The following is a 7363-nucleotide window of genomic DNA, read 5'->3' as shown; positions in this document are numbered from 1 at the left end:
TCGCGCTCCGGGAGATACCCGTGGCGCACCAGCCTGGCACGTCCGTCCTTGAGCCTGTGGTCGGCGAAGGCCGCCAGTAGCGTGGCAAGCTCCGCCTCGACAGCCTGCTCGATCAGCTTGCGCGCACCGCCCCGAATTAGATCGGTCAGCGGATCCGGCGGAAATCCCGATGGATCGGGCAGCGGGGTAATGGTATCGTCCGACATGTGGCATATCCCTTTCTCGGCTGAGAATTGACGGCGCTTCGACACCGCCTTGATATGCCGCCCCTCAGGGCATCACCAACTTTCGCGCGTTACTCAATCGCTTTCCTGATGGGACGCAAAGCGGCGCGGCGTCTTACACAGGAAGAACGAACGCCCTCTAGGGTCATACTGTTTTCAGGCATTGCCAGAAGTATTTCAAACCGACACAGCCCGAACCCGGGTGCGGCCGTATCGGTTTTCCAGCGTCTTCGAACAGGAGCATCCCTTGTCAGACCTCACCCACCATAACCGCTACGATTTCTCCCCCATCACCAAGCAACCAAACTTCGACTGGCCCGGAGGCAAGCGCCTGGCCGTCCATATCGGGGTCAATGTCGAGTGGTTCTCATTCGACAACGAGGGAGGCGCGGTTCTTGCACAAGCCAAGCCGGCGCCGGACGTGATGAATTACACCTGGCGTGACTACGGCAACCGCGTCGGCATCTGGCGGATGTTCGACCTGTTCGACCGGCTCGGCGTTCCGGTAGCGGGGCTCCTGAACGACGCCGTCGCCGACCACGCCCCTCAGATCGTCGAGCGGTTCATGGCGCGGGGTGACGAGATCGTGGCGCATGGACGCACCAATTCCGAGGCGCCCGGTCAGCTGCCGGTCGATGAAGAGCGCGCAATGATCGAACAGGCACGGTCGCGGTTGCATGAGGCGACTGGGACTACGCCGAAGGGCTATCTCGTGCCGCTGATCTAGGAATCGCGTCGCACGCCCGATTTGCTGCGGCAGGCCGGCTATGAGTACTTGCTCGACTGGGCGCATGACGAGCAGCCCGTATGGATGCGTACCGAGCACGGGCCGATTCTGTCGGTACCCTATCCCCAAGAGTTGAACGACGTCCCGCAACTTATGGCCCGCATGCGCGAAGCCGATGAGTTCGCCGCCATGATCTTGTCGGCCTTCGAGCTGCACAGGCGCGAATGCGCGAACGGTCCGGTGGTCATGGGGATTGCGCTTCACCCCTACCTCATGGGGCAGGCACATCGGTTCGGGTATCTGGAAGAGGCACTGACCAAGCTGCGGGAGCGCGCCGGGGACGACGTATGGTTCACCACCCCCGGTGCCATCGCCAAGCACTATCGGAGTCTGTTCCCGACCAAGTGAAGCATATCCTCAATGCGTTAGCCGACGGCCCCATGGAAACGGGCATGCAATGCGCGTACCCGCTCGTCGAGCCCTGGAAACGGCCCCTCCACCGGGACATCCGGAGCGATGTCTGGGATCCCCAACGGCGCGAGCGGAAGCGGCGGCGCGTCGAAGGCAACGAGCCACTCGCCCAGCTGTTTCGACGAGCTGGCGTAGACGATGCGCCCCAGCCCCGCCCAGGCATGGGCTGCGGCGCACATCGGGCAATGCTCGCCCGAAGTGTAAACGACGGTCGTCCGTCGTTCTTCGACCGGCAATTCCTGCGCCGCCCACCGAGCCAGCTCGAACTCTGGATGCTGTGTGGGATCACCGGTCATGGCCCGGTTGCGGGCCTCGTGCAGAACGCGGCCGTCGGCAGAGACCAGGATTGAGCCGAACGGCTCGTCTCCAGCTTCCAACGCCTCCGATGCTAATTCTATGCAACGTTTGATATACTTGATGTTCGTATCCACCTGATCTTTCCCCATCGTTTCCTCTTTGTACTGCCCCCGTACCGTTGTCGTCGAGCAGGAGCCGCACGCGCACGTCCCGGTCGGCCACCCGTCGCAACGCGTCTAGCAAAAGAAGCCCCGTCAGGTCGTCGTACCAGATGTAGTAGTGCGCGCAGATCAGGGAGACGACCGCATGGACCAGCGGCACGCGCACGACGAAGGCGTCTGCACCTTCCTCTAGGAAGCTGATTCCAAAAGAGTTGGGTGAAATTCTCGGCCGGTAAATTTGTTCGCGTGTGAAACAGAACAGAGATCACGATGGCCTGAACTGAATTCAGCCGGCGCCGACATGAGCGCAGCGGCGGCAGTTACGCAAGCGATATGACCGACCCGGAGTGGGCGCTGGTCGCTCCGTTCCTGCCATCGCCCAAAAGGATCGGTCGGCCACGAACGACCGATCTGCGCGACGTTTTCGATGCGATCCTCTATATCCCGACGACTGGGTGTCAGTGGCAGATGTTGCCCAATGACTTCCCGCCAGTCTCGACGGTGCAGCGGTATTTCGAAGATTGGCGGACAACGGGCTGCTCGATGAGCTGAACCGTCATCTCGTCGGGGCGGCACGACAGGCAGACGGGCGCGCTACCGATCCGACAGCGGACGTGATCGACTCGCAATTGGTGAAAACCACCGAAAGCGGAGAGGTTAGCGGTTATGATGCTGGCAAGCGCAACAAGGGGGCGCAAGCGCCTCATCGTCACCGACACGACCGGACTTCGGGTGAGCCTCGCCGTGCATGGCGCCGATGTTCAGGATCGCGACGGAGCGCAGAGCCTGCTGAAATCCATCTCCGCCAAATATTCGCTTCTGCGCCATGTCTTCGCCGAGGGCAGTTATGCCGGACCAAAGTTGAAGGGCGCTCTGGACAGGATTGGACGCTGGACGATGCAGATCGTCAAACCGTCCGACACCACACAAGGCTTCGAGGTTATCCCGAGCCGCTGGGCGGTCGAGCGCATCCTCGCGTGACTCGGACGGTACCAGCGAATGGCGAAGGATTGGGAGAAGACCGTCGTCAGCGCCGAGGCATGGCTCCTCATTGTCCATATTCGGCGCGTCAACGTCTACTGATAAATGCCTGACATCAGCAGGACAATTTCGAATGGAACCTTAAAGGAGATGCCAGTGCGGCCGGGATGCCGCGCGGACCGGCCCCGCAGCGCGTCCGTCACGGGACCGATCGCGGACAAGGGCAGCGCGGCGGACGGCTCGGCTTCGCGCGCAGGCAGGCCGAAAGCCATGCGTGCCAGAAGGATCGCGAGGAAATGTGGGGCGATCGACAATCGTGGCGATCTTGAGGGCTGTGATCATACCTCAACTCCGTTCTTACGGCGCACCGCAGGCGACGTACCTAACGTGACGCCCCTGCGCGCTGTGCGATAGGTATCACGGCACACGCGCCTTGCCCAACGGAGACCCCATGGAGCCCGTCGAGATCGCGATCCTGTCCACCGCGCTTCTGGTGTTCGCCTGCGTCTCGGCGCGCGCGCAGACAGGCGCGGTCTCGCCGCCGATGGCGTTCGCGGCCCTCGGCCTGATAATCGGGGCCGACGGGCTGAGGCTCGTCGAGTTGTCGACGGATAGCGAGTTCATCCTGAAGCTGGCGGAGATCACGCTGGCGCTGACGCTCTTCATCGACGCCTCGCGCATCGACGTCACCGCGCTGGACCGCCGGCACGCGATCCCAATCCGGCTGTTGGCGATCGGCCTGCCGCTGACGATGCTGGCAGGCACGGGGGCGGCGTGGCTGCTGTTTCCCGCGCTCGGTCTTTGGGGCGCGGCGGTGTTGGCGGTGGCACTGGCACCGACGGACGCGGCCCTGGGGCAGGCGGTGATGTCGAACCGCGCCGTGCCGCTGCGCGTGCGACAGGCGCTCAATGTCGAGTCGGGGCTCAACGACGGGCTGGCCTTTCCCGCGCTCCTGGTGGTGGCAACATTGGCGGCGGGTGCCGAGGGGCGGGGCGCGCAGGGTTGGGCTGCCTTCATCGCGGCGCAGCTCCTGCTTGGGCCGCTGGTCGGCGCGGCCGTGGGCTGGCTTGCCGCGCGAGCGAGCGAGCAAGCGACGGCACGCGGCTGGATGGACGAGACCTACCTGCGCCTTGCCGCGCTGGCGGTGCCGCTTCTGGCCTACGGACTGGCCGAGACGGTGGACGGCAATGGCTTCCTCGCGGCATTCTCCTGCGGGCTGATGGTGGCTGCGCGCGGGGGGCGCCTTCGCGGAGCGGCGGGCGCGTTCGGCGAGGCGGAGGGGCAACTCTTGGCGCTGGCGGTGTTCGTGCTGTTCGGGGCAGTCCTGCTGCCTGATCTCGCGGGCCTCAGCTGGCGACATGGGGTGTTCGCCGCCCTCGCGTTGACGGTGCTGCGGATGGGGCCGGTGGCGCTGGCGCTCCTAGGGACGGGCCTGCGTCCGGCGACGGTGGCGTTCCTAGGCTGGTTCGGGCCGCGTGGGATGGCCTCGGTGATCTATTTGCTGCTGGTACTTGAGGAGTATACGATCTTCCCCGGTCTCGACGACCTGCGGCTGACGGTGTTGGTCACGGTCGCGGCCTCGATCCTGCTGCACGGGATCAGCGCCGCACCGCTGGCGCGCCTCTACGGGCGGATGGTGAAGCGTCCCGAAGGCGGGGCGTCGGAGCATGATCTCGTCCCTACCTTCGCCCTGCGCCACGATCCGCGCCGGGACCGGCACGGGAGGCGGGGCGAGAGAGGATGAAGCCGCGCGGTTCGGTCGTCCCAAGCGGGACCTCGACCTCTTCCTCGGTCATGTCCGCGGCGAGGACGTCGCCTTGGCGCATGAGCATGCCAAGATCCATCACAATCTCCTTGTTGCCCAAGCCCAGAAAGCCGCCGACCTCAGCCGACACGGCGACGATGCGGCCACTACCGTCCACGAGAACCTCGTCCGAGGCTGCGGCGCGGGTGAAGATCGGCAAGTCCGCCCTCTACGCCGCGCTCAAGGCCAACGCTGCCGAGGAGGCATCGGACGAGTAGCGACGACAGAACCCAGCCAGAAAGTGGCGCGAGCTACAGGCGGTGAGGCGACGCAGCATGGGCAAGCAACCCCTCGTTTGGTTGCACTGCGGATGGGTGCCACGGCCTGATACTGGACCGCGCCTCGCGATCGTGAGGGGTTCGGTCTAGTTGGCAATCCGATCTTATGGTCGCTTCCACGAGAAGAGCCATCCCGGTCGCTGCACCCAGACTGTGGAGAACATCATGGACGTCCGCGTAGCCGCTAACAGCCGGTTGATCCTGCCCGGTTCCTTGCGCGACGCCATGGGACTGACGGTCGACATCAAGGTGCACCTGACGGTGGAGGGTGACGTGGTGCGCTTTGGAGCCGCTCGGCCATCGCGCGCGCCGGGCACGGGAACTGTACCGCTCGGCGGTCAAAACGCCGCGCACGACGGAGGACTTCCTGCGCGACCGGCGCGTTGAGGCCGAAGCGGACGAGGCCGGCGTCGCGCTGCACGAGGCGGATGGGGACGAGGGCAGGGGAAGGAAGTCGGGTGGCGACCGGGCTGGAGGTGCAGCGTGAGCGACGTCGTCCTCGACGCCTCTGCCGTGCTCGCGATGCTGCGCGAGGAACCCGGCGGAGACACAGTCGGTCAATACATCGGCCGGGCGGCGATATCGACGGTGAACCTGTAGGAGGTGGCCAAGGAGATGCTTTGCGAGGGTGCGTCGCCGGAGAAGGTACAGGTGGTGCTCCAAGATCTGGGTCTCAATGTCCATGTGCACGACTGAGAGGCAGCCTACGCCGCTAAGGCCCTCTACCCGTAAACGAAGCAGTACGGCCGAGGCCTGCGCGACCGATTTTGCATAGCGCTTGGGCTGCAACTCGGCATGCTGGCGCTGACCACGGATTGGAAGTGGCGGAACGTCGAGGTAAACGGGCTGCGGCTCGAGTACGTGTGCTAGCTAGCGTCATGGGGGGGGGACGACGCCCATCACGCCAATCCATCAAACCCTAGCTGGATCGAGCGGGCGCAGACCCATGGACATTGCCAAGGCAAGTCGCCCAGCGAGCGGTCAGTCGTCCCAAGCGGGCAGCGCCTCGACCTGCTCCTCGGTCATATCGATGCGAAGCCTGTCGCCGTCCGCCACGAGCATCCCGAGCTCGATCACAACCTCCTTGTCGCCGATGCCGAGAAAGCCGCCGACCTCCGCCGACACGGCGACGATGCGCCCCTCGGCGTCCATCAGCACCTCGTCCACCTCGCCGATCACGTCGCCCGACGCGTCCACGATGTCAGTGTCCTCGAAGTCGTCGACGTTGATGCCGAAGGACTCGACGATCATGCTCTCGTCCTCGACCTCCACGAGCGGCGGCACAGTCTGTGCGAGGGCGGGAGATGCGAGCGACACGAGGATGGCGAGGAGGGGACGACGCATGGGATCACCTTGCTACTACAGTATCTTGCCGGTCACAACGAGCGCAGGGCCAGCTTGTTCCGTCCGGCCCGCGCGGCCCGTGTTCCAGCCGGGGCCGGCGGAGGCGCCTCTCAGCCCACGGCGTAATACGCAGTCAGCAGGAGCCCCACGGCGATAACGAAGCTCCGCACCACCGGCTGCGGCACACGGCGCGCAATTGCCACGCCGCCCCAGCCGCCCGCGGCCACGGCGGCCAGCATCACCACGCCCTCGCGCCAGGACACCGCGCCGCCCGAGGAGAACACCACGAGCGTGACCGCCGCCGTGACGACCGACAGAAGCGTCTTCATGGCGTTGAGGTGGTGGAAGTCCTCGGACCCTTCCGTCAGCCCCAGCGAGGCCAGCATCATGATACCCATGCCGCCGCCGAAGAAGCCGCCATAAATCGCCACCACGAACTGCACCGCCCAGCCGAGCGGGCGCGGCAGGGCGAGGTCGCGCGCCAGCATCGCGCGCGTCAGCCGCGGCCCGAAGGCGAAGAGCGCCGTCGCCGCGACGAGGAGCCACGGCACCAGCGCGCCGAACTGGTCGTTGTCGAGCGCGAGCAAGACGAAAGCTCCGATCAGCCCGCCCGCGACCGAGACGACGACGAGCGGGACAAGCCTGCGCCAGAGCGGGCCGAGCTCGCGGCGGTAGGCCAGCGCGCTGGCGGCGTAGCCCGGGAACTGAGCGATCGAGGAGGTCGCGTTGGCGGTGATCGGCGGCAGGCCCACCAGCGTGAGCGCGCCGAAAGCGAAGAACGTGCCGCCGCCCGCGACGGCGTTGATCGCGCCTGCGGCCAGACCCGCGACAACCAGGAGCAGCTCTTCGAGCAGCGTCATCGTGATGCCTCCTTGCCTGTCGTGCCTGCTCGTTCCGCTGCAAACGGCGTCGGCTACGTCTTTTCCCCGGTGATCGCAACGTCACGCGAGCCCGTAGGGGCTCCGCGCGAGACGAGGGATACCGCCTACCCTAAGCCCCGCGTCCGGGAGGGCTCGTCCGTAGAAAAGTAAGATCGGTGGGACTCCCGACGGGGTGCAGCCCGGTAGCATGTTCCC

Annotated in this window: 8 protein-coding genes and 2 pseudogenes; 6 read left to right on the top strand and 4 right to left on the bottom strand. The window is 65.5% G+C overall.

Annotation, left to right across the window (positions count from 1 at the left end):
- Positions 1-206 (bottom strand): annotated as a pseudogene (locus tag Q1B08_RS18515) (IS256 family transposase); the annotation flags it as partial.
- 265 nt (positions 207-471) lie between these two features.
- Between Q1B08_RS18515 and Q1B08_RS18510 the strand changes: the two are divergent.
- On the top strand, positions 472-951 hold the full coding sequence (locus tag Q1B08_RS18510; protein WP_299822115.1) for a polysaccharide deacetylase family protein: 480 nt from the start codon (positions 472-474) through the stop codon (positions 949-951).
- Between the two features lie 48 nt (positions 952-999).
- The gene (locus Q1B08_RS18505) at positions 1000-1359 is read left to right on the top strand and encodes a hypothetical protein (protein WP_299822113.1); all 360 of its coding nucleotides are present in this window, start codon (positions 1000-1002) and stop codon (positions 1357-1359) included.
- Between the two features lie 17 nt (positions 1360-1376).
- Here Q1B08_RS18505 and Q1B08_RS18500 read toward each other — a convergent pair whose 3' ends face one another.
- Positions 1377-1868, bottom strand: a complete 492-nt coding sequence (locus Q1B08_RS18500) for a nucleoside deaminase (RefSeq protein WP_299822111.1) — start codon at positions 1866-1868, stop codon at positions 1377-1379.
- Positions 1869-2213: 345 nt separating this feature from the next.
- Here Q1B08_RS18500 and Q1B08_RS18495 point away from each other — a divergent pair.
- From Q1B08_RS18495 to Q1B08_RS22115, 4 genes and pseudogenes are all read left to right on the top strand, one after another.
- A pseudogene (locus tag Q1B08_RS18495) lies at positions 2214-2963 on the top strand (IS5 family transposase).
- 349 nt (positions 2964-3312) lie between these two features.
- The gene (locus tag Q1B08_RS18490; protein ID WP_299822109.1) at positions 3313-4605 is read left to right on the top strand and encodes a cation:proton antiporter; all 1293 of its coding nucleotides are present in this window, start codon (positions 3313-3315) and stop codon (positions 4603-4605) included.
- 503 nt (positions 4606-5108) lie between these two features.
- A complete protein-coding gene (locus Q1B08_RS18485) occupies positions 5109-5330 on the top strand; it encodes a hypothetical protein (protein ID WP_299822107.1) in 222 nt (73 codons plus the stop codon).
- Positions 5331-5426: 96 nt separating this feature from the next.
- Positions 5427-5543 (top strand): twitching motility protein PilT, encoded by a 117-nt coding sequence (locus Q1B08_RS22115; RefSeq protein WP_366140054.1) that lies wholly within the window; start codon positions 5427-5429, stop codon positions 5541-5543.
- Positions 5544-5924: 381 nt separating this feature from the next.
- Here the strand turns inward: Q1B08_RS22115 and Q1B08_RS18480 are convergent, their stop codons facing one another.
- Positions 5925-6287, bottom strand: coding sequence for a PRC-barrel domain-containing protein (locus Q1B08_RS18480; RefSeq protein ID WP_299822105.1), 363 nt, complete (start codon positions 6285-6287; stop codon positions 5925-5927).
- Between the two features lie 110 nt (positions 6288-6397).
- On the bottom strand, positions 6398-7147 hold the full coding sequence (locus Q1B08_RS18475) for a sulfite exporter TauE/SafE family protein (RefSeq protein ID WP_299822103.1): 750 nt from the start codon (positions 7145-7147) through the stop codon (positions 6398-6400).
- Positions 7148-7363 lie beyond the last annotated feature (216 nt).

The organism is uncultured Jannaschia sp. (assembly GCF_947494025.1).
In the GTDB taxonomy this organism is placed as follows: Bacteria; Pseudomonadota; Alphaproteobacteria; order Rhodobacterales; family Rhodobacteraceae; genus Jannaschia.
The sequence above is the reverse complement of the archived record's forward strand: the minus strand, read 5'-3'. Positions and strand labels throughout refer to the sequence as shown.

Bases quoted from the DNA above. Each gene is read 5' to 3' on its own strand.
- Q1B08_RS18500 (WP_299822111.1), bottom strand. From the start codon at position 1,868: ATGGGGAAAGATCAGGTGGATACGAACATCAAGTATATCAAACGTTGC.
- Q1B08_RS18485 (WP_299822107.1), top strand. From the start codon at position 5,109: ATGGACGTCCGCGTAGCCGCTAACAGCCGGTTGATCCTGCCCGGTTCC.
- Q1B08_RS18490 (WP_299822109.1), top strand. From the start codon at position 3,313: ATGGAGCCCGTCGAGATCGCGATCCTGTCCACCGCGCTTCTGGTGTTC.
- Q1B08_RS18480 (WP_299822105.1), bottom strand. From the start codon at position 6,287: ATGCGTCGTCCCCTCCTCGCCATCCTCGTGTCGCTCGCATCTCCCGCC.
- Q1B08_RS18475 (WP_299822103.1), bottom strand. From the start codon at position 7,147: ATGACGCTGCTCGAAGAGCTGCTCCTGGTTGTCGCGGGTCTGGCCGCA.